The 18431-nt window shown below is 61.7% G+C and carries 20 protein-coding genes; 6 read left to right on the top strand and 14 right to left on the bottom strand.

The window, feature by feature from the left end:
- Window positions 1–9: 9 nt before the first annotated feature.
- Window positions 10–210, bottom strand: coding sequence for a DUF1289 domain-containing protein (locus SB756_RS04820; RefSeq protein ID WP_012271937.1), 201 nt, complete (start codon window positions 208–210; stop codon window positions 10–12).
- 8 nt (window positions 211–218) lie between these two features.
- Entirely contained in the window at window positions 219–536 is a 318-nt protein-coding gene (locus SB756_RS04815; RefSeq protein WP_341798599.1) for a hypothetical protein, read from the bottom strand.
- A 311-nt stretch (window positions 537–847) separates the two neighbouring features.
- Between SB756_RS04815 and SB756_RS04810 the strand changes: the two genes are divergently transcribed.
- A complete protein-coding gene (locus SB756_RS04810) occupies window positions 848–2596 on the top strand; it encodes a BCCT family transporter (protein ID WP_341798598.1) in 1749 nt (582 codons plus the stop codon).
- 145 nt (window positions 2597–2741) lie between these two features.
- Here the strand turns inward: SB756_RS04810 and SB756_RS04805 are convergent, their stop codons facing one another.
- Window positions 2742–3221 (bottom strand): VOC family protein, encoded by a 480-nt coding sequence (locus SB756_RS04805; RefSeq protein WP_410910288.1) that lies wholly within the window; start codon window positions 3219–3221, stop codon window positions 2742–2744.
- 257 nt (window positions 3222–3478) lie between these two features.
- Between SB756_RS04805 and SB756_RS04800 the strand changes: the two genes are divergently transcribed.
- A complete protein-coding gene (locus SB756_RS04800; protein WP_341798596.1) occupies window positions 3479–4129 on the top strand; it encodes a TIGR04211 family SH3 domain-containing protein in 651 nt (216 codons plus the stop codon).
- Window positions 4130–4189: 60 nt separating this feature from the next.
- On the opposite strand, the gene SB756_RS04795 is transcribed toward SB756_RS04800, so the two are convergent.
- Both SB756_RS04795 and SB756_RS04790 read right to left on the bottom strand, forming a co-directional pair.
- Window positions 4190–4462 carry a hypothetical protein gene (locus SB756_RS04795; protein WP_016499280.1) on the bottom strand — a complete coding sequence of 91 codons (273 nt, stop codon included), beginning with the start codon at window positions 4460–4462 and terminating at the stop codon, window positions 4190–4192.
- Between the two features lie 176 nt (window positions 4463–4638).
- Window positions 4639–5520 (bottom strand): LysR family transcriptional regulator, encoded by an 882-nt coding sequence (locus SB756_RS04790; protein ID WP_341798594.1) that lies wholly within the window; start codon window positions 5518–5520, stop codon window positions 4639–4641.
- A 114-nt stretch (window positions 5521–5634) separates the two neighbouring features.
- On the opposite strand from SB756_RS04790, the gene argC reads away from it, so the two are divergent.
- On the top strand, window positions 5635–6576 hold the full coding sequence (gene argC, locus SB756_RS04785) for an N-acetyl-gamma-glutamyl-phosphate reductase (RefSeq protein ID WP_410910287.1): 942 nt from the start codon (window positions 5635–5637) through the stop codon (window positions 6574–6576).
- An 80-nt stretch (window positions 6577–6656) separates the two neighbouring features.
- Window positions 6657–7343, top strand: coding sequence for a GNAT family N-acetyltransferase (locus SB756_RS04780; RefSeq protein ID WP_258652205.1), 687 nt, complete (start codon window positions 6657–6659; stop codon window positions 7341–7343).
- A gap of 100 nt (window positions 7344–7443) precedes the next feature.
- On the opposite strand, the gene SB756_RS04775 is transcribed toward SB756_RS04780, so the two are convergent.
- From SB756_RS04775 to SB756_RS04755, 5 genes are all read right to left on the bottom strand, one after another.
- Complete coding sequence (locus SB756_RS04775; RefSeq protein WP_410910286.1) at window positions 7444–8199, bottom strand: ABC transporter permease; 756 nt, start codon at window positions 8197–8199, stop codon at window positions 7444–7446.
- Window positions 8199–9404: an ABC transporter substrate-binding protein gene (locus SB756_RS04770; protein WP_341798591.1), complete on the bottom strand. Its 1206-nt coding sequence runs from the start codon at window positions 9402–9404 to the stop codon at window positions 8199–8201. The genes SB756_RS04775 and SB756_RS04770 overlap by 1 nt, the downstream gene beginning before the upstream one ends.
- Window positions 9391–10212 carry an ABC transporter ATP-binding protein gene (locus SB756_RS04765; RefSeq protein WP_341798590.1) on the bottom strand — a complete coding sequence of 274 codons (822 nt, stop codon included), beginning with the start codon at window positions 10210–10212 and terminating at the stop codon, window positions 9391–9393. Before SB756_RS04765 ends, SB756_RS04770 begins: the two co-directional genes overlap by 14 nt.
- Complete coding sequence (locus SB756_RS04760) at window positions 10209–11273, bottom strand: acyl-CoA dehydrogenase family protein (protein ID WP_410910285.1); 1065 nt, start codon at window positions 11271–11273, stop codon at window positions 10209–10211. The genes SB756_RS04765 and SB756_RS04760 overlap by 4 nt, the downstream gene beginning before the upstream one ends.
- Window positions 11274–11372: 99 nt before the next feature.
- Complete coding sequence (locus SB756_RS04755) at window positions 11373–11933, bottom strand: carboxymuconolactone decarboxylase family protein (RefSeq protein ID WP_341798588.1); 561 nt, start codon at window positions 11931–11933, stop codon at window positions 11373–11375.
- A 103-nt stretch (window positions 11934–12036) separates the two neighbouring features.
- On the opposite strand from SB756_RS04755, the gene SB756_RS04750 reads away from it, so the two are divergent.
- Window positions 12037–12948: an AraC family transcriptional regulator gene (locus SB756_RS04750; RefSeq protein WP_341798587.1), complete on the top strand. Its 912-nt coding sequence runs from the start codon at window positions 12037–12039 to the stop codon at window positions 12946–12948.
- 28 nt (window positions 12949–12976) lie between these two features.
- On the opposite strand, the gene SB756_RS04745 is transcribed toward SB756_RS04750, so the two are convergent.
- Window positions 12977–13516, bottom strand: a complete 540-nt coding sequence (locus SB756_RS04745; protein ID WP_341798586.1) for an RrF2 family transcriptional regulator — start codon at window positions 13514–13516, stop codon at window positions 12977–12979.
- A gap of 153 nt (window positions 13517–13669) precedes the next feature.
- Window positions 13670–14422: an SDR family oxidoreductase gene (locus SB756_RS04740; RefSeq protein ID WP_410910284.1), complete on the bottom strand. Its 753-nt coding sequence runs from the start codon at window positions 14420–14422 to the stop codon at window positions 13670–13672.
- 127 nt (window positions 14423–14549) lie between these two features.
- Here SB756_RS04740 and SB756_RS04735 point away from each other — a divergent pair, with 127 nt between their 5' ends.
- Entirely contained in the window at window positions 14550–15458 is a 909-nt protein-coding gene (locus SB756_RS04735; protein ID WP_341798584.1) for a LysR family transcriptional regulator, read from the top strand.
- 35 nt (window positions 15459–15493) lie between these two features.
- On the opposite strand, the gene pyk is transcribed toward SB756_RS04735, so the two are convergent.
- Window positions 15494–16930: a pyruvate kinase gene (gene pyk, locus SB756_RS04730; RefSeq protein WP_341798583.1), complete on the bottom strand. Its 1437-nt coding sequence runs from the start codon at window positions 16928–16930 to the stop codon at window positions 15494–15496.
- 142 nt (window positions 16931–17072) lie between these two features.
- Complete coding sequence (locus SB756_RS04725; RefSeq protein WP_410910283.1) at window positions 17073–18416, bottom strand: MFS transporter; 1344 nt, start codon at window positions 18414–18416, stop codon at window positions 17073–17075.
- Between the last annotated feature and the right edge of the window lie 15 nt (window positions 18417–18431).

Here is an 18431-nt window from a genome sequence, read left to right as displayed (position 1 = left end):
CACGCAGGTTCAGTCAGCATTCTGCCGCTTGGCTGCCTTCTTGGCGATAGCTTTCATCCGTGTCGCCGCACGCTGCACGGTGGCCATCTTTTCCGGGCGTTTCATGCCCCGCCATTTGCGAATTTCGTCACGGGTGCGGCCACAGCTCACGCATAGCTCGCTGTTGAGCTGGCATAACGAGACGCAGGGGTTATCGATGTCTTTGGCCATGCCACCACTCAGCCGGCCATGTCTGCCCGTGCACGTTCGGCCGCGCTGTGGAACACCTGGCGTACTTCTTCAGCCTTGGCGCTGCTGACCGACCTGGCAGCCAGCAGTTCATCGACCACACGAATGCACTGGCCCAGGGCGGTGTCCAGTTGCTCAGCGTCAGAGGCGTCAGCGATATCACCCAGATAAGGAGCGATGAGGTACACGTAACGGTCCTGCAGCTTGAGCGCTGCCAGCGCATCGAGGGCGTTCTGGAACCGATCGGCGGCGGCAGGGCTCATGCTCAATTTATCGAAATGAATCAGGCTCACACGGTCAGTGGCCATTGACGAATCTCCGTTTCCTGGTGCGGCCTGGCCCACAAGCAGCAACGCTTCTACGGTGCCCGGATGTGCAGGCCAGGGTAATGCCCACAGGGTACCAGAACGCGAGGCAGAAAGGGCCACCGCCCCCAGAACTAAAAGTATTTGGCAGGTCGCGCAATGGACGCCCCAGGACGTTTACGGGACAGGTACAGCCGTTTCAGGCACAGGATAATCGGCCGGCAATCTCCCCGCCGAGGCCGTCATCGAACTCGGTCGCCCATACAACAAGAAGCCTGCGCGTTCAGGTAAACCACAAAGGGGCCTCATCATTCATGGCAAAGGAACACATCATCGAAACACTCGACCTTGGCGTGACAGACCCCTCGAAAACCGCAGAAGCCCGCCAGGACCGGCATTTCGAGGGCAAACTCGACTGGATTGTCTTTGGTTTCACCAGCCTGCTGGCCATCGCGTTCGTCCTCTGGGGCTTTCTCAACCAGGCCAGCCTCGCCAGCAGCGCCTCCAGCGCGCAATCCTGGGTCATCCTCAACTTTGGCTGGTTCTTCGTGCTCACCTCGACGCTTTTCGTGGTGTTCGTGCTGTGGCTGGCCGCCAGCCGTTATGGCCGGGTGCCACTAGGTCGTGATGGCGAACAGCCAGAATTCCGCACGGTGTCCTGGGTGGCAATGATGTTCAGCGCCGGCATGGGCATCGGCCTGATGTTTTTCGGCGTTGCCGAGCCGCTGTCCCACTATGTGACGCCGCCACCCGGCTCGGCCACCGCGCAGACGAGCGAAGCGATGCAGGTGGCAATGGCCACCACCCTGTTCCACTGGACCCTGCACCCCTGGGCGATGTACGCCATCGTCGGCCTGGTGATTGCCTACGGCACCTACCGCCGTGGCCGCTCGCAGCTGATATCCGCCGCATTCCGGCCGTTGATCGGCAAGCACGCCAACGGCCCGCTCGGCCGCCTGATCGACATGATGGCAATCTTTGCCACGCTGTTCGGCTCGGCGGCCTCGCTGGGCCTGGGTGCGCTGCAGATTGCCGGCGGGCTGGAATACAACGGCTGGGTCGAAAGCCCCGGCAAGTTGTTTTACATCGCCATCATCACCCTGCTGACCATTGCCTTCGTCACCTCGGCGGTGTCGGGCATCGGCAAGGGCATCCAGTGGCTGTCCAACACCAACATGGTGCTGGCACTGGTGCTGGCGGCGTTCGTGTTCATGGTCGGCCCTACCCTGCTCATGCTCAACCTGCTGCCGACCTCGATCGGTATCTACATCAAGATGCTGCCGGAAATGATGGCCCGCACCAACGCCAGCGGCGGCGATCAGATGAACAGCTGGCTGGCCGGCTGGACCGTGTTCTACTGGGCCTGGTGGATTTCCTGGACACCGTTCGTGGGTATGTTCATCGCCCGTATCAGCCGCGGCCGCACCATTCGCCAGTTTGTCACCGGGGTGCTGCTGGTGCCGAGCCTGGTCAGCCTGGTGTGGTTCACCATTTTCGGCGGTGCATCCATCGATGCCTTGCGCGAAGGCGCCTTCCAGCTGGCCAACGGTGCGGTCAACAGCAACCACGCGCTGTACCAGCTGCTGGACAGCTACCCGCTGGCGTCGGTTTCCTCGGTGCTGGTGATGATCCTGGTGGGCATCTTCTTCGTTTCCGGTGCCGATGCGGCGTCACTGGTGATGGGCACGCTGTCGGAACACGGCACCACCGCGCCATCGCGGCGCACGGTGATTTTCTGGGGCGCGCTGACCGGGACGGTGGCGGCGATCATGCTGGCGATCGGCGACCCGCGAGACCCGGGCCAGGCGCTGAACGGGCTGCAGAACCTGACCATCGTCGTGGCCCTGCCCTTTGTGGTGGTGATGGTGCTGCTGTGCCTGGCGCTGTACCGCGACCTGCGTAAGGACCCGATGATGCTGCGTCACCTGCGCGGCAACGAGCTGATCGAGAAGGCCGTGTTGTATGGGGCGGTGAAGCATGGTGAGGAGTTCTACATCGTGGTGCAGGAGAAGAAGGCTGCGGTGAAGGAGGCGGTAGCAGCGGGCGAAGTGTCCGAAACCTGACACGCCAACCCGGCCCGGTCCCTTGCAGGAGCGGGCGGGTAAAGCGCCTGGTTCGGGGGCGCCACTTGAGTGATGGAACAGCGCCCCCTCGATAAGCGATTTTCCAGGGCAAATCGATAACCACAGTCCATGAAACGCCTACGGTTCACCCCTTCAATGCCGCTGATATCCTGGCGACATCGATCTTGCCCATCTGCATCATGGCCTCAAACGCCCGCTTGGCCGCCGCGCGGTCGCTGTGGCCGATGGCCTCGATCAGGATACGGGGGGTGATCTGCCAGGAGATCCCCCACTTGTCCTTGCACCAGCCACAGACGCTGGCCTCGCCGCCATTCGCGATGATCGCATCCCACAAGCGGTCGGTTTCGGCCTGGTCTTCGGTACTGACCTGGAACGAAAACGCTTCACAGTGCTTGAACGTCGAGCCGCCATTGAGCCCCACACAGGGTATGCCCATGACAGTGAATTCGACGGTAATCACATCGCCCTCCTTACCCGATGGGTAGTCAGCTGGCGCCGGGTGCAGTGCGACCACCTTGCTGTCCGGGAAGACGCTGGCGTAGAAGTTGGCGGCTTCTTCGGCATCGTTGTCGTACCAGAGGCAGACGGTGTTTTTGGCAGTCATGGCCTTGCTCCATGAAGGGTATGGACCTTTGAGTCTAGCCCCGCCCTTGCGCATGAAAAGGCTGTCCGGTTGAATTCACAAGAGCATCGGCGGCGAAGCGCTCTGGAACGAGTTCTGCAATATCCTGCAGACATTTCCGATATCAGGTAGTGAACCTGCTTACAAAAAAAGGGTCTTTGGCTGACGGTCAACTCAGCGACCGGTTCATCGGCCCAGTCATCGGGCCTACTTTTGTCCTGTTTCAGCGAAGACCCAACATGCCCGATTCCCGCCCAACCGCTTCCGTCCTCCCTGCCCTGCGCGGTGGCCTGATTGCCGCCTTGGTGGCCCTTGCCGCGCCGGTGCACGCCGAAGAGCCCGCCAGCGATGCACGCTGGGTCAGCGACAGCCTGAGTACCTATGTGCGCAGCGGCCCCACCGACGGCCACCGCATCGTCGGTACCCTGAAGTCGGGGCAACAGTTGACCCTGCTCGGCACCCAGGGCAATTACAGCCAGGTGCGTGGGCAGAATGGCGATGTGGTATGGATACTCAGCAACGACTTGCAAGCGGTGCCGGGCCAGAACGAGCGCCTGCCGCAACTCGACGCCCAGGTCGTGGAGCTGACCGGGCAGTTGAAGACCATCGACGACAGCTGGAAGAGCCGGGTACAGGGCATGCAGGAAACCCTCGACTCACGGAAAAAGCTCATCGACGAACTGGAAGCGCGCAACAAGGCGCTGAATGAACAGTTCGACCAGAGCCAGTCGGAGCTGCGCGATACCCAGGCGCGCCTGGGTGACGAGAACAAGCAGGTGATGATGCGCTACATGGTGTATGGCGGCAGCATTGCCGGTGCGGGCTTGCTGGCCGGGCTGATCTTGCCGGCGTTGACCCGTGGGCGGAAGAAGAACGATCGCTGGTTCTGACAGCGGGCCATCCTGCACCGGCCCCTTCGCGGGTAACGCCGCGAAGGGGCCGACCGAGGCTTACTTGCTACGCGCCTTGTTATAGATCGTCTTGGCTTGGTCCGCCGAGGACTGGCACTGGGTAAAATCACCCTTGCTCTGAGCATCCTTGGCATTTTGCAGGTGGACTTTGAAGTCATGGGCCATGCCGCCATGCATCGCCTGGCCGCTGGCCTTGTGGAAATCTTCAAGTTCCTTGATCTTGGCCTCACAGTTGCTCGCAGGGTCTGCGTGTACGGCAAAGCTGAGGACGGACGCAATCACCAACAAGGGTATGCATTTCGTGGATTTCATGGAGCGTTCTCCTGGAAAACCATAGGGTTCGTCGAGGTGTATCTTGCTCGACGCAGCAAACAGCATAGTTGGCCGAAACTTGAATCGCAGGGCTTCAGCCCAGCGGTAAACCGGTCTCGGCGAACAGGAAATCGATGAAAACCCGCACTCGCAGCGGCATGTACGACGCCTGCGCCCTACTGTCGCAAGCGCTCCAAGGCTTGCAACACATACCCCGTTGCCCGTTCCACCTGGCCTTCCCGGCAGGCGATACCCAACTGCCGCCACAACCCTGGGCGCAGCGGCCGGCGCGCAATGCGCCGATCCAGTTCGGCGGCCTCGCCTTCCTCGGGCAGCAACGTCGCGCCGTACCCGGCCCCGACCAGGCTCTTGATCGCATCGTTGTAATTCAGCTCGATTCGCGGCTCGGGGTATAACCCTGCTGCCGCGAACCACTCGCCGGTAACCCGTGACAGCTGGGTACTGCTGTCGTTGAGAATCAACGCCCGCTGCGCCAGCCAGGCCGGTGTCACTCTCGCCGGCGGCTGCCAGTCGGCCGGTACGTAGGCCAGGATCGGGTCCCGCCGCCAGGGGGTAACGGTCAGCCCTTTGCCGGCCACCTGCGGCAAGGCCACCAGGCCGATATCCAGCGTCCCTTCACGCAATCGCCCCAGCGATGCCTGGGAAGTCAGCACTTGTACCTGCACGTCGATCCCCGGATGGTCCGCACGCAGGTGCTCCAGCGCCTGCGGCAGCAAGTGGGCGATAGCACCGGTGGATGCGCCCAGGCGTACCCGGCCGGTCAGCCCCTCGACTTGTCGGCGTACTTCGTCCAGCGCCAGGTCGGCGTCGGCCAGCAGGCGCCGGGCACGGGCCAGCAGCGTTTCGCCAATGGCCGTGGGGCGCACCTGGCCGCGGGTGCGGCTGAGCAACGGGGCGCCGATACGTGCCTCCAGTTCGGCCACATGCAGGCTGATGGTGGGCGGTGCCAGGTTGAGCTGGCGGGCGGCCTCGGCAAAAGAGCCCAGGTCGGCGATGACCACCAGGGTGCGGAGGCGGTCAAGGCTGATTTCGCGCATGGTCTTTATTGGCCTATATTCAGAATAAATGAACATCAGCATCATGATATTCAAATTTCCTTTAGTCCAGCCACAGGCGAGCATGGGCCATCCCAACCCGACCGGACCCTGACCATGCATACCCCTGTTGTCTTCATCGACGGCGACCAAGGCACCACCGGCCTGCAGATCCACGCCCGCCTGCAAGGCCGCAGCGACCTGCGCCTGCTCACCCTGCCCGAGGCCGAGCGCAAAGACCCGCAGCGCCGCCGCGAGGCCATCAACAGCGCCGACATCGCCCTGCTGTGCCTGCCCGACGACGCCGCTCGTGAGGCGGTGGCAGCGATCCACAACCCGCAGGTGCGGGTGATCGACGCCAGTTCGGCGCACCGCACAACCCCGGGCTGGGTCTACGGCCTGCCGGAACTCGACGAGCAGCAAGCCGAGCGCATCGCCCAAAGCAAGCGCGTCAGCAACCCGGGCTGCTACCCCACTGGCGCCATCGCCCTGCTACGCCCGCTGGTCAAGGCCGGGTTACTGCCAGCCGACTACCCGCTGGGCATCCATGCCATCTCCGGCTACTCCGGCGGTGGTCGCGCGGCGGTCGAGCGCCACGAACAACCCGGTGCCGGTAAGGCCCCGGTCTTGCAACTTTATGGGCTGGAGCTGGCGCACAAGCACGTACCCGAAATCCAGCAACACGCCGGGCTGTCGGCACGGCCGGTGTTCATGCCTGGCTACGGTGCCTACCGCCAGGGCATCGTGCTGAGTATCCCACTGCAATTGCGCCTGTTACCGGGCCAGGTCAGCGCCGAACAGCTACAGGCCTGCCTGCAGCAGCATTACCAGGGCGCCCGCCATGTGCAGGTGATGCCGCTGCATCAGCAAGGCGCAGCTGCAAACCTTGACCCCGAGGCATTGAACGACAGCAACGACCTGCGCCTGGCGCTGTATGCCAACCCCGAGCATGGCCAGGTCTTGCTGACCGCAGTGTTCGATAATCTGGGTAAAGGTGCCTCCGGCGCGGCGGTGCAAAACCTCGACCTGATGCTTGGTGCGCTACAGCAACAAGGCTGATACGGCAAAACCGGTTAAACTGTACAGCCCGCGCCAACCTGGCCCGGGCTGTATTCCCACCCGCCGGAGCCCGCCCCCAGATGTTCATCCTGAGCCGCCTCGACAGCGTGCCGCCCGAATCTTTCCAGAACCAGATCCGCGAGCTGGTGATCCACCATGTCGGCGAACTGAGCAGTGTCGCCATTACCGCCGACAACCCGCTGTACCCGCTGTACCAGTACGGCGTCGGCATGGAGGTGCACCAGTACCTGCAAGCGCTGGATGGCACCCGCGGCCTTGCCGTGGCGCTGACCCTTGCACTGGATGCCGAGGCGCCGGACCAGTTGCTGGGCTTTGCCCTGTCGCTGCCGGCCGACGACGATGAGCAGGCGTGTTCACTGGCCTTTCTTGCCGTGCGCGCCAGCCATCGCCGCCAAGGCATCGCCCGCGCCCTGCTGGGCGACCTGCAGGCTCGCCATGCCTGCGTGGAGCTGAACGCCTTTGCCAGCCAGGTGCCGTGGTTTGAGGCGATGGGCATGCAGGTGGTGGCCGCCAATGGGCCGCAGGTGCTGATGAGCAGTACCGGCCAGGCCAGTGGTGCGCTGATCGGGCGCCTGGACATTGCGCCGATTTATCAAACCGCTGAAGTGATGCAGATTCACACCTACCTGCTTAACCAGCAGGGTGAGGATGCGATGATCGAAGCAGAGCAGATGCGCGATGAGCGGCTGGATGAGCTGGCCGCCCAAGCGCTGGAGTGTGTACGGCAGCGCAAGACCGTGCATTGATCCGATGGCCTGTTCGCGGGCTTGCCCGCTCCCACAGGAATACCGTTAGGTGATGTACCTGTGGGAGCGGGCGAGCCCGCGAAGCAGCCGCATTGGCCTTTCAGCCATGCACCCATCGCCGATGCAGCGCACGCGCCAGGGCATCGAGCACGAACCCCAGCACGCCAATCAGCAGCACCATCGCCATCAGTTCGGAATACGCCAGCCGGTCGCGGGTATCGAGGATGAAATACCCCAACCCCGCACTCACCCCGAGCATTTCGCACGGCACCAGCACGATCCACAGAATGCCGATGGCCAGACGCACGCCGGTCAGCACATGGCCGATCACCCCCGGCACGATCACCTTGCACAAGGTTTCCCAGCGCGTGGCGCTCAAGCTGCGGCTCAGTTGCAGCAAGCGTGGGTCCAGCTGCCTGACGCCCGCCGCGGTGTTCAGCAAGATCGGCCATAGCGCGGCAAACGCCAGCAGGAAGTAGATCGGCTGGTCACCCACGCCCATCAACATCACCACCACCGGCATCCACGACAACGGCGAGATCATGCGCAAAAACTGGAACGCCGGGGTGGTTGCCGCCTCCAGGTGCCGGTAGCTGCCCACCAGCAAGCCCAGCGGCACGCCGATCAGCAGCGCCAGCAGCAACCCGACCAGGATGCGCTTGAGGCTGACCCAGATGTGCCCGTAAACCTCGCCCTGCCCCAACAGCTCGACCAGGCTGGCCAAGGTTGCCGCCGGTGAAAAGCGCGCCGACAGGCCGTCGGCCTGGCCGAACACGGCAACACCGGCCCACCACAACAGCAACAGCGCCAACAACCCGGCCAGCCCAAGGCTGGCGTGTACGACATGCGTGCGCATCAGACGGCGAACTCCTCGCTACGCTCGAAGTTGTCGGCAATACCGAACACCGACGGGCCACCAACCGCAGCGATGGCATGACGCACGAAGCGATCGTCGACCAGGTCGCGGGCGGTCTGCACCGGGTCCAGCCCGGCAAGGAAGGCGTTGTCGCCCTCGATCAAGGTGGTTTTCAGGCGCTTGACCAGTTCTTCGGTGTAACTGGGGAACGGGTATGGCTGGAAGTCGATGCGCTTTTCGTCCCACTGCTGATGGCGAATGGCGCCACTGGCAACGTAGCCGGCACGGTCCTCGGCGGCCGGCGCCAGCACCTTGGCCAGCACCGCGGGCTCGTGCGGGGTGTACTTGTTGGGGCCGGCCTTCGACAGCAACGCAGCGGCTTCGGCACGGTGGTCACGGGTCCAGTGCTGGGCCTTGACGATGGCGTTGACCACCTTCTGCGACCATTCGGGGCGGTTGTTCAAGTCATGCTCATGCATGAACACCACGCAGCACGCGTGGTTGCGCCACACATCGCCGGTAAAGCGCTGCACGCGGCCAACCTTGAGGTTCTCGGCCAGGGCGTTGAACGGCTCGGCGACGATGTAGCCGGCAATGCGCTTGCTGGCCAAGGCTGGCGGCATGTCGGATGGCGGCAGCACCAGCAGGTTGACTTCGTTGGCGGCCAACTGCGCATTGGCAGGCTTCGACACAGGCGTCAGGCCATTGTCGTTGAGCATCTGCTGCAACACCACGTTATGGATCGAATACCAGAACGGGATGGCCACGGTCTTGCCCCCGAGCTGTTTCATGTCGCTTATATCGGGCGCCACGGTCAGGCCTGAGCCGCCCACATGGTTCCAGGCCACGACCTTGGCTGGCACCTTGCTGCCGTAGCGCGCCCATACGGTCATCGGCGATAGCAGGTGGATGACGTTCACCTGCCCGGAGATGAACGCCTCGATCACCTGCGCCCAACTGCGCAGCAACACCGGGCGCTCGGCCTTGATGCCTTCGGCCTCGAACAGCCCGTTGTTATGCGCCACCAGCAATGGCGTGGCGTCGGTGATTGGCAGGTAGCCGATACGCACTGGCGCGTCCGGCTCGGAAGCGGCACGGGCTTGCAGGCTCGAGAGCAATGGCAGCGCACCAGCGGCCGTGAGCATGGCACCAAGCTTGAGAAAATCACGACGCGATGAAGAGGAACAGCAGTCATCCAAGCACATGGACAGCCTCCGAGGGCAACGGGGTTGAGGTAGGTTCGACTGTGCGGCTTGCCCGCCGAAGGGTTTTGAGGATTTCGATGCGCAAGGCGCCCAGTTCTTCGACCCGGTGGTCGCGCGGTTGCGGCAGGTCGATGTGCCATTGGCCGAGGATGTGCGCTGGATGGTTGCCCAGTAGCAGGACCCGGTCGGACAGCAGCAGGGCTTCGTCAATATCGTGGGTAATCAGTACTGCCGCGGTGTTGTGGGTGGCGATCAGTTGCAGCAGCAGTTGCTGCATGTCGGCGCGGGTCACTTCATCCAGCGCGCCGAACGGCTCGTCCAGCAGCAGCACCTCGGGCTGGCGGGCCAGGCAGCGGGCCAGTGCGGTGCGCTGGGCCATGCCACCGGACAATTGCGCCGGGTACTGGCCACGGGCGTGGGCCAGGCCCACGGCGGCAATCGCGTGGTCGATGCGCGCGCGCCGCTCGGCAGCGGCCAGTTTCGGCTGGCGGGCGAAGTCCAGACCAAAAGCGACGTTCTTCTCCAGGCTCAGCCAAGGCAGCAGGCTCGGGTCCTGAAAGGCCACCGCCAGGCGCGGGTGCGGCCCTTGCAACGGCTGGCCGTGCAGGCTCACGCTGCCGCCGCCGGGCTGTTGCAGACCGGCCAGCACCCGCAGCAGGCTGGATTTGCCGACGCCACTGGGGCCAAGAATGCTCACCACTTCGCCCGGTGCCAGCTGCAGGTCGAACTGCGCCAGCACCTGCTGCCAGCCACCCTCCCGCGGGTAGCCCAGGCTAATGTCGCGGGCTTCGAGCAACACGTCACTCATGCCGCGCCCGCCTGGCGTTGCAGTTCGGCGCGCAATTGCACCAGGCTGGGGGTGACGATCGGCACAAAGGCCGACTCGCGCCAGCGGCGGGCAAAGCCTTCGCCATACTCGCTGAGGTAGGCCTTGCCGCCGCTGGCCTGCAACTCAAGCTGTACTGCATCGGCGGCACATTCAGCCAAGGTGATGCGCAGCTTGAACAGGGCCGCCGGCTGTTGCTGAAAACGGTCATCGAGCAGGCCCTGCTTGAGCTCGCTGACGGTGTTTTCCAGCCGCTCGCTGAGCACCTGACGGGCTTCATCGAGGAACGAGGCCCGGCCGTGCAGGTGCGCCTGAACTTCTTGCAGCGCCCGTCGCGCCAGGCCGATGGCCATGCCGCATTGCAGCGCCAGGAATGCCGGACGTACCCGGGGCAGGAACTCGCGCGCATTCGCGTGCAGCAGCCAGTCACGGGCCAACGGCACCTGGTGGAAGGCCAGTGCCGCCGTGTTGCTCGACTGCAGGCCCATCAGTTGCAGGTCGTCGGAGCGCTCCAGGCCCTGGGCGTCGGACGGAATGGCCAGTACGAACGGCGCGTCGCCGGCTTCATCTTCGATGGCCGCCGCCACCACGAAGCCGCTTTTGCGCAGGTTGGTCACCCAGTGCAGGCGCCCTTCCAAGTGCCAGCCATCGGCTGCGGGCCGGCCACGCACCTGCAACGCTTCGATGCCGGAAAGGAACTTCATGGCGTTGGACAGCCCGGTGGCCCCGGCCAGTTCGCCCGTCAGCAAGCGCGGCAGCAGGCGCTCGCGCAGGGGCTGGTTGGGGCTGTGCAACAGATATTCGATAAAGGCACGCTGGCCCCAGCAGACGAAGGCTGCGGCCAACGAGCGGCTGGCGATGGCGGCAATCGCCTCGACCGCATCAGTCACCTGCCCGCCCGTGCCGCCCAGGGCCGGGTCGACACCAATGCGCAACAGCTGCGATTCGGCGATCTGCGCCAGTACCTGCTGCGGTTCGCACAGGCCCCGGTCAATGGCCTCGGCATTGGCATCCAGCCAGTGTCGAAATGCACAATCTTGCATGGTCTTGCTCCTTTTGGAACGCCGGGGCCGCCTGGCGGCCCATTCGCGGCACAAGGCCGCTCCTACAACGACCGCGTCAGGGCCGCTCTCACACGTGGGCTATGCAGAAGGCTGCCAGCGGTACTTGCCAAGCTCTTCGTTGAGCGGCGTCTGGGCGAAAACATTAGCAAAGTTGCAGAGGGTTGCGAGACTTACCCCCAGAATCACTTCCAGCGCGTTGCCTTCACTGAAGCCAGCTTCACGGAACGCCATGTAGGTGGCTTCGCTGACGTTACCGCGAGTGTCGATCACTTCACGGGCGAAGGCGGCCAGGGTTTCGTAACGGGCATCGGGCAGTTCGCCGCGGGCACGCAAGGCATCGACTACTTCCTGCGGCAGCTTGGCCTTGTTCAGCGCCACGGCGGTGTGGCCGGCTACACAGAAGTCGCAGCCATGCCGGGTGGCGGCAATCAGCTGCACCACTTCACGCTCGGCCAGGCTCAGCTCGGACTTGCCATTGAGTGCCGAAACGGTCACGTAGGTTTCCAGCGCCGCCGGGGCGTTGGCCAGCACGCCCAGCAGGTTGGGGATGAAGCCGGAATTCTTCTGGGCATTCTCGAGAAACGGCCGGGCCGCTTCCGGAGCACTCTGCAGCGTGTGTAAAGTAATGCGCGAGGACATGGAGTGGTCTCCTTTTGATGGGTGTCACTACAGTCTGTTGGTTATAAGAATTACCCTCCATATTCATCAGTCACCTTTCCTTGTTCCTGAGTCTTTGTATTAGATGATTTCGTCCAGCCACCTTGTCGATTGGTTATTAGAGGGCCTGGAGCTCGATGCCAGCCTGTTTCATGTCGGCCGCTACTGCGGTGGCTGGCACGCCAGCACCCAGGGCATGGGCCGCGCCAGCTTCCACCTGGTGGTCCAAGGGCATTGCTGGCTGCACATCGACGGCCAGCCGCAACCGGTGCGCCTAAAGAAGGGAGATGCAGTATTCCTGTTGCGCGACCTTGCCTATCGCTTGTCCAGCGTCCAGGACCCGGTCGACGCCTGTGCCCAACCGCGCCAGGCCATGCAGGCACTGGAGAACGAGGCCAGCGACGGCGTCGGGCTGGTTTGTGGCTTCTTCCATTTCCAGTCCGGCCTGTCTTCACTGATTGTCGAAGGCCTGGCCGACTGGATCCTGCTGCGCGCCGAAGACCCCGCCGGCAGTGCGGCGCGGGCGCTGTTCGAGCTGATTCTGGAAGAATGCCGGCGCACCGCCGGCCCGTCGCAGGCGTTGCTGGAGCGCCTGACGCACCTGTTGTTCTTGTACGTGCTGCGCCAGCAGGTCATAGCCGGGCAGTCACTGGGCGGGCTGGTCACCCTCGCCCGCCAGCCAGCGTTTGCCGGGCTGCTGGAACAGTTGATCGAGCAACCGGGTCAAGCCTGGACGCTGGAGAGCATGGCCGCCTGCACCGGCTTGTCGCGGTCGGCGTTTTTCAAGCGTTTCAATGAACTGGCTGGGCAATCGCCGGGGCAGGTGCTGCTGGCGTTGCGCATGCGCCATGCCAGCCAGTTGCTGCGGGCGGGCAATACCGTGGAGCAGGTGGGCGCGCAAGTGGGGTATCAGTCGGTGGCAGCGTTTACCCGGGCGTTTGCCAAGGCGATGGGGGTGCAGCCGGGGGCGTATCGGCGCCAGCATGAGGGGCGCTGAACGTGTTACTCCTGTACAGGCAAGACGATCAGACCTGGTTGACCGGTATATCCCCGCCACCTTTACCCTCGCGCCGCTCCCCCATCCAGCTATTCACCTGTTGACCGAACTCGGCCGGGGCCTTGCGCCCGAACCGTCTCGCAAGATCGAGGATGGTCTGCTGCGCCAAGGCCTCTTCCATGCGCTTCTGCGCCCCTAGCATCACTGCATGAATCGCACAGGTGCCCTCAGTCGCCCAAGCGGGCGGCGAGCCTTCGAACAACGTGCAGCGTTCGCGAATCTCGCGGCAATCGAAAATCTTCTTCGGCCCGTCGATGGCGTTGACGATATCCAGCACGGTGATTTCAGCCGCCGGTCGCGCCAGGCGGAAGCCACCGCGCACGCCTTCGGTGGCGGCCACCAAGCCGGCACGCGCCAGCTTGGTGAAAACCTTGGCCAGGTATTCCTGCGGCACGCCCTGCAACTCGGCCAGGTCGCGCACGCTGGAATCACGGCTCTCACCGCCCTCGCCTACCAGAAACAGCAGGCAATGGATGCCGTATTCGACGCCTGCACTGTAAAGCGACATATCAATCTCCGACCCACCATGTCGCAAATGATACGCGGGGAGCGCCAGTACGGCAAAACACTTCCCCGCTTGACTGGCCGAGATGTGGGCTTTGAGTACCAAACTGACTCAGCTCAGCTGAAGTGGCATTCACGCAATTTTTAAGCTGGGTGCTTAGCCATTCAGCAGGCGACCACCGTCAAGGACGATTTCAGAGCCGACCGTCCAGCGCGACTCGTCGGATGCCAGATACAGCACTGCTTTGGCCACTTCGTCGGCGCTACCGAAGCGCCCAAGCGGAATGGTTGCCGCGATCGCTTTGTTAAGCTGCTCGCGATAAGCCTCAGGAATACCGAGCTTATCGTAAAGAGGGGTCTCGACGGGGCCAGGGCTCACTGCGTTTACACGGACTCCACGGCCCAGCAATTCGGTCGAGAGCGTCTTCGACATGTTCAGCAATGCGGCTTTCGTTGCGGCATATACGGACGAGCGATCGGCGCCTGCATGCGCGCTTACGGAAGTGGTCAACACGACGGAAGCAGGATTTGCGAAGACCGGCAACAGCGCCTGCATCAGGAAGTACGGCCCTTTGACGTTGATGTCGAAAGAGCGGTCGAACATGTCTTCGGTCCATTCCTCAATGGGCACCCAGACGGATACGCCGGCATTGAGGAAGGCAACGTCGAGTTGGCCGTAGTGTTGCTTGATGACTTGTGCCAGCTCCCTTTGTGCTTCAACGCTGGCCGAGTCGGCCCGCAGCACCGGCACCTCCGGGCCCAATTCGGCTTGGGCCTTGGCAATCGAATCGGGGTTCACACCCGTTACGATAACGCGAGCCCCCTGCGCCAGGAACTGCTTTGCCGTTTCCAGCCCGATGCCGCTGGTCCCGCCAGTGATGAGAGTACGTTTACCTTGCAAGCGCGACATTTGAATTCTCCGGTGAATGACGACCACCGCGGTCGACATGGAGAAATATGCGCTCATGCCTAACAGTAGATAAGACAGCCTATTCGCATATAATTCATGCAAATCAAGCATGAATAGAGGGAACGAAGTGGACCGATTTCTGTTGATGACATGCTTCGCGCGTGCTGTAGAAACCGGCAGCTTTTCGGCGGCAGGGCGCGATCTGGGGCTGGGGCAGCCCAATGTCAGCCGCTATGTAGCGGCACTGGAGGATCATTTGCAAACGCGCTTGCTCCACCGATCTACGCGCAAGCTCTCCCTGACGCCGGAGGGTGAACGCTACTATGCCGACATCCGGCGCATCCTGGATGCGGTGGATGAATCCGAATCGTCCTTCAGGAACAAAGTCGACCCATCGGGGCTTTTGCGCGTAGCCTGTCCGACAGCGCTCGCACATGCGTTTGTCCTGCCGCACGTGCCGGCCTTTTTGGAGCGCTACCCTCAATTGATCCTGGATCTCCAACTCAACGATCGATACGTAGACCTAGTCAATGAAGGCACCGAACTCGCCATTCGCATAGGAAAGCTGGAAGACAGCAGTTTGCGCGCCCGGCCTCTTGGAGGGTACGACCGGGTCTTCGTCGCCAGTAAGGATTATTTGGCCAAACGCGGAGTTCCGCAGACCCCGGATGATCTACTCGACCACGATTGCATCATCTACACCTTACTGTCGTCCGGGGCGACCTGGCGATTCAGGGACGTGGACATTCCGGTTACCGGCAGACTCAGGGTCAACTCGCCGGACGCTGTGAGCGCGGCGGCCACGGCAGGCCTGGGTGTGGCGCATGGACCTGCGTGGCTGTTCGAGGGAGGGCTGAACAGCGGGCGATTACAGTTCATTCTCACCAACCATGTGGCCCCCCCTGTCCCCGTGCAGATGGTTTATGTCGCCAACAGACTGCTCCCCACGCGGGCTATCGTGTTCATGGATTTTATGGCTGAAGTGTTTTCACAGATTCCAGCCTTGAATGGCAGCACCCCTGTGCCGACGCGGTAAGGAAAGCGGCATAACCCGCCTCTGGCGCCTGAGCGTTACAGTTGAAGAATTTTCAGGCCATTGGTGCCACCCGTGACATCATAACGGTCCCCCTTCGTGAGAATAATCCAATCACCAGGCTGTACCAGGTCACGTTTCAGCAATTCGCCAATGGCGGCTTCGCTGACTGTTTCAGAGGGCAGCGAAGCAGGATCAAACGCTATTGGATAAACGCCACGGAACAGGGAGGCGCGAGCCTGGGTTGCACGATGAGGCGAAAGCGCATAGATCGGCACATGAGAACGCAGCCGAGACATTATCAACGGTGTGAAGCCACTCTCGGTGAGAGAAATGATTGCCTTGACACCTGGAAAGTGGTTCGCGGTGTAGAGCGCGGCCAGCGCAATACTTTCGTCACAACGCCGAAAGGAGGTATGCAATCGATGGCTGGACTTTACAGTGGTTGGATGCTTTTCAGCCCCCCTGCAAATACGAGCCATGGCAAGTACTGCCTCAACAGGGTAGGCCCCTGCAGCGCTTTCAGCGGACAGCATGACGGCATCAGTATTGTCGAGCACCGCATTGGCCACGTCAGACACTTCTGCGCGGGTAGGCATCGGACTGGAGATCATCGACTCCATCATCTGGGTCGCCACGATTACCGCTTTGTTGTTGCGCCGGGCGTGCAGAATGATCTTCTTTTGGATAGCGATAAGCTCCGCATCTCCAATCTCCACACCCAGATCTCCCCGAGCGACCATTACCGCATCGCTAGCTGCGATCAGCTTATCAAGGGTCTGATCATCGGCAACGGCCTCAGCTCGTTCGATTTTTGACACGAGCCAGGCTGTCCCCCCTGACTCATCACGCAGCTTGCGAGCGTACTCCATGTCCTTGGCGTCCCGCGGGAATGAAACGGCCAAGTAGTCAAGCTCCATTTGCGCAGCCAGCTTGATATCCGCTTTGTCTTTTTCGGTAAGGGCAGGCGCAGTGAGCCCTCCCCCCTTGCGGTTGATACCCTTGTGATCGGACAGCGGCCCGCCCACGGTGACGATACAATTCAAGGCATCGGGCGCAGTCGACTCAACACGCATAACCACCCGCCCATCATCCAGCAGGAGCTGGTCGCCCACGCCACAATCTTTCACCAGATCTGGGTAATCGATGCCTACGACTCGCTCATTGCCCGATGCAAGGGGATGGCTCGTGGAGAACGAGAAAGTATCGCCAACCTTCAGCTCGATCCGCTTGTCAGTGAATTTTGCAATCCGAATTTTAGGGCCCTGCAAATCACCCAACAAAGCCACATGCCTACCGTGTCTGGCAGCAATCTCACGGATCAAGCGAGCTCGGGCGATGTGTTCATCTGGCGTACCATGGGAAAAATTCAAACGCGCTACATCTAATCCGGCCAAGATCAGCGCTTCAATTACTTCCGGCGAATTACTGGCTGGGCCTAGCGTTGCAACGATCTTTGTTCTACGGATGGTCATACCGATACCTTTCAGGCACGAGGATGCCCTCATCGCACTGACTAAGTTCGAAAGTTTATGGCTGGCTGAGCATCCAGCCATTGCGCATGAGGTTGACGGGTGAGGCTGCGTGCGCCCCCAAGGAAGCACGAAACTGCCTCATTCACTCGTCGATGATGTCCACGTCTTTTGTCTCAGCAGACAGGTATACACAGAGTCCAGAAAACACCGCGAGGGCTATCGTGAGCGTCGAGATCGCATACGGCGTACCGTAATGGCTCAGGAGGAATGCCCCTACGATTGGAGCAGTACCACCGCCTATGATCCCACCGACGTTGGTAGACATTGCGAAACCGGTGAAGCGAGCGCTCGGGCCGAAGGCTTCGCCGGTAAACGACGGCACCGCGCCATATACCAAACCATATCCCGTCATGAACATGCATGATCCAGCGACCATTGGCCAGAACTCGCCAGTTGAAAAAAGGTGCCAGAAAGGAAACGCTGCGAGGGCGGTCACCACAAAACCAATGAGCATCGTGGTACGGCGGCCAATACGATCTGCCAGCGAACCTGCAAAAGGTACGACCACCAAATGCGTACAGATTGCAACCATGGCCACTGACAGCACGAAAGCATTTGACAGGCCTAGTTCTCGCTGGCCATAGCTCAGTGCAAATACAGTGAACAGGTAGAACGTCGAGAAGTGGCAGATATTAGCGCCGGCCACTAACAGCAGTTGCTTAGGATAGCGAGTGAACAAGCGCAGCGCGGGCGATTGCGACTTGCCAGGCGTGGCTGCCCTCTTCTCAGCCGTCTTCTCGAACACAGGAGACTCGGGCACTTTGGAGCGGACAAACACCCCCACTACCAACAGCGCAAGGCTGGCGATGAAAGGAATGCGCCACCCCCACGCGGTGAAATCCTCTTTGGAAAGCAAGGCACTGACAACCAGAAGCATGCCAGCGGATGCAATGAAGCCAAAGACTGGGCCAATGTTATTGATCGCCGCATAGAAGCCCCTCCTTCTTCTTGGCGCATGCTCTAAGAGCATCAGCACAGCGCCACTGTACTCGCCCGCAAACGCAAAGCCTTGGATGAAGCGGAGCACGCAAAGCATGATAGGCGCCCAAATGCCAATGCTGGCGTAGGTGGGCAAAAGACCAATACCTACCGTGCTCAAACCCATGATGATGAGGGTGAGATACAGCAGTTTCTTGCGGCCAATCCTGTCCCCAAAATGCCCGAGTACAAGCGACCCTAAAGGCCGGGCGACGAATGAAATGGCGAAGGATGCAAGAGAGGCTAGCCGGGAAACGGTTTCGTCGCTCCCAGGAAAAAACAAAGGTCCAAAAATAAGGGCAGCGGCAGTGCCATACAGGTAGAGATCGTAGGTTTCCAATGCTGTTCCGAACAGGCTTCCGGCAACAACATTCTTCATGGTTTTTTTCTCGCCATCATCCATGTGATCGAGGTCACTTTCGACAGGGCTCGATATTGAGGTATGCATGGTTTCACCTTTTGT

It is taken from the genome of Pseudomonas sp. SIMBA_068 (assembly GCF_046534705.1).
In the GTDB taxonomy this organism is placed as follows: Bacteria; Pseudomonadota; Gammaproteobacteria; order Pseudomonadales; family Pseudomonadaceae; genus Aquipseudomonas; species Aquipseudomonas putida.
This window is presented reverse-complemented; position numbering and strand designations above follow the sequence as displayed.

Bases quoted from the DNA above. Each gene is read 5' to 3' on its own strand.
- argC (WP_410910287.1), top strand. From the start codon at position 5,635: ATGCATACCCCTGTTGTCTTCATCGACGGCGACCAAGGCACCACCGGC.
- SB756_RS04805 (WP_410910288.1), bottom strand. From the start codon at position 3,221: ATGACTGCCAAAAACACCGTCTGCCTCTGGTACGACAACGATGCCGAA.
- SB756_RS04800 (WP_341798596.1), top strand. From the start codon at position 3,479: ATGCCCGATTCCCGCCCAACCGCTTCCGTCCTCCCTGCCCTGCGCGGT.
- SB756_RS04775 (WP_410910286.1), bottom strand. From the start codon at position 8,199: ATGCGCACGCATGTCGTACACGCCAGCCTTGGGCTGGCCGGGTTGTTG.
- SB756_RS04780 (WP_258652205.1), top strand. From the start codon at position 6,657: ATGTTCATCCTGAGCCGCCTCGACAGCGTGCCGCCCGAATCTTTCCAG.
- SB756_RS04755 (WP_341798588.1), bottom strand. From the start codon at position 11,933: ATGTCCTCGCGCATTACTTTACACACGCTGCAGAGTGCTCCGGAAGCG.
- pyk (WP_341798583.1), bottom strand. From the start codon at position 16,930: ATGACCATCCGTAGAACAAAGATCGTTGCAACGCTAGGCCCAGCCAGT.
- SB756_RS04795 (WP_016499280.1), bottom strand. From the start codon at position 4,462: ATGAAATCCACGAAATGCATACCCTTGTTGGTGATTGCGTCCGTCCTC.
- SB756_RS04725 (WP_410910283.1), bottom strand. From the start codon at position 18,416: ATGCATACCTCAATATCGAGCCCTGTCGAAAGTGACCTCGATCACATG.
- SB756_RS04765 (WP_341798590.1), bottom strand. From the start codon at position 10,212: ATGAGTGACGTGTTGCTCGAAGCCCGCGACATTAGCCTGGGCTACCCG.
- SB756_RS04815 (WP_341798599.1), bottom strand. From the start codon at position 536: ATGGCCACTGACCGTGTGAGCCTGATTCATTTCGATAAATTGAGCATG.
- SB756_RS04810 (WP_341798598.1), top strand. From the start codon at position 848: ATGGCAAAGGAACACATCATCGAAACACTCGACCTTGGCGTGACAGAC.
- SB756_RS04740 (WP_410910284.1), bottom strand. From the start codon at position 14,422: ATGTCGCGCTTGCAAGGTAAACGTACTCTCATCACTGGCGGGACCAGC.
- SB756_RS04750 (WP_341798587.1), top strand. From the start codon at position 12,037: ATGATTTCGTCCAGCCACCTTGTCGATTGGTTATTAGAGGGCCTGGAG.
- SB756_RS04790 (WP_341798594.1), bottom strand. From the start codon at position 5,520: ATGCGCGAAATCAGCCTTGACCGCCTCCGCACCCTGGTGGTCATCGCC.
- SB756_RS04760 (WP_410910285.1), bottom strand. From the start codon at position 11,273: ATGCAAGATTGTGCATTTCGACACTGGCTGGATGCCAATGCCGAGGCC.
- SB756_RS04745 (WP_341798586.1), bottom strand. From the start codon at position 13,516: ATGTCGCTTTACAGTGCAGGCGTCGAATACGGCATCCATTGCCTGCTG.
- SB756_RS04820 (WP_012271937.1), bottom strand. From the start codon at position 210: ATGGCCAAAGACATCGATAACCCCTGCGTCTCGTTATGCCAGCTCAAC.
- SB756_RS04770 (WP_341798591.1), bottom strand. From the start codon at position 9,404: ATGTGCTTGGATGACTGCTGTTCCTCTTCATCGCGTCGTGATTTTCTC.